This window comes from Luteimonas sp. 8-5 (assembly GCF_029763755.1).
Lineage (GTDB): Bacteria > Pseudomonadota > Gammaproteobacteria > Xanthomonadales > Xanthomonadaceae > Cognatiluteimonas.
This window is the reverse complement of sequence record NZ_JARUVM010000120.1, coordinates 1-1,498: the sequence shown is the minus strand read 5'-3', so window position 1 is coordinate 1,498 and position 1,498 is coordinate 1. Positions and strand designations below refer to the sequence as shown.

2 protein-coding genes are annotated in these 1,498 nt (G+C 69.2%); both read left to right on the top strand.

Features of this window, described 5'->3' with window-relative positions; genetic code table 11:
• Positions 1-476: OmpA family protein (locus QAA18_RS11225; RefSeq protein WP_279413045.1), on the top strand; the 476-nt coding region annotated here is incomplete at its 5' end.
• A partial coding sequence (locus QAA18_RS11220; protein WP_279413044.1) for a glucose-6-phosphate dehydrogenase occupies positions 473-1,498 on the top strand: 1,026 nt, incomplete at its 3' end. The genes QAA18_RS11225 and QAA18_RS11220, both read left to right, overlap by 4 nt.

The window sequence follows — 1,498 nt, the reverse complement described above, 5'->3', positions numbered from 1 at the left end:
TGGTCGGCGCGGGCATCGGCGGCCTCGCCGGCGCCGGCATCGGCGCCTACCAGGACCGCCAGGAAGCCGCGTTGCGCCGCGACCTGGCCGGCAGCGGCGTCGATGTCGTCCGCAACGGCGACAACATCACCCTCAACATGCCCGGCGCGATCACCTTCGCCTTCGACAGCAGCAACCTGCAGCCGCAGTTCCGACCGGTGCTGGACAACGTCGCCAACACACTCAACCAGTACAACCAGACCGTGATCGAGGTGGCGGGCCATACCGACAGCGTCGGCACCGATTCGTACAACCAGACGCTTTCGGTGCAGCGCGCCAACGCGGTCGCCGGGTACCTGTCCAGCCGCGGCGTCATGCAGCAGCGCATGATCGTGACCGGCGCCGGCGAGAGCCGCCCGATCGCCAGCAACGACACCGAGGCCGGCCGCGCGCAGAACCGCCGCGTGGAAATCACCATCGTTCCGGTCGAGGGTTGACGGCGAACGCACCCGGGGCAGGTCGTTCGGACGCGCTGGTGTTCTTCGGCGCGACCGGCGACCTGGCCTACAAGAAGATCTACCCGGCGCTGCAGGCCCTGACCGGGCACGACGAGCTGGAGATGCCGGTGATCGGCATCGCCCGCGGCGGCACGCTGGAGAGCCTGCGCGAGCGCGTGCGCGACAGCCTCGTGCATGGCGAAGGCGGTGTCGACGAGGGGGCGTTCGCGCGCCTGGCCGCGCGGCTGCGCTACATCGACGGCGACTACCGCGACCCGGAAACCTTTGCACGGTTGCGCCGCGAACTCGATGACGCCGGATCCAGTCGGCCGCTGCACTACCTTGCCATCCCGCCTTCGCTGTTCTCCACCGTGATCGGTTCCCTCGGCGAGTCGGGCTGCGCGCGCGACGCGCGGGTGGTCGTGGAGAAGCCGTTCGGGCGCGACCTCGCCTCGGCCCGCGCGCTCAACCGCGCGCTGCACGCAGTGTTCCCGGAGTCGTCGGTGTTCCGCATCGACCACTACCTGGGCAAGGAGGCGGTGCGCAACCTGCTGTACTTCCGTTTCGCCAACGCGTTCCTCGAACCCATCTGGAACCGCGACCACGTCGACAACGTCCAGGTCACCATGGCCGAGCGCTTCGGCGTGCAGGGCCGCGGCGCCTTCTACGACGACGTCGGCGCGATCCGCGACGTGATCCAGAACCACCTGCTGCAGGTGGTGGCGCTGCTGGCCATGGACGAACCGATCGGCGACGACGCCGCGGCGATCCATGCCGAGAAGCTGCGTCTGTTCCGGGCGATGAAACCGCTGCAGCCCGGCCACCTGGTACGCGGCCAGTTCCGCGGCTATCGCGAGGAATCCGGCGTCGCGCCCGATTCCAACGTCGAGACCTACGCAGCGTTGCGCCTGGAGATCGATACCTGGCGTTGGGCCGGCGTGCCGTTCTACATCCGTGCAGGCAAGCGCATGCCGATCACCGCCACCGAAGTGACCGTCGACCTGAAGGCGCCGCCGCTGGCG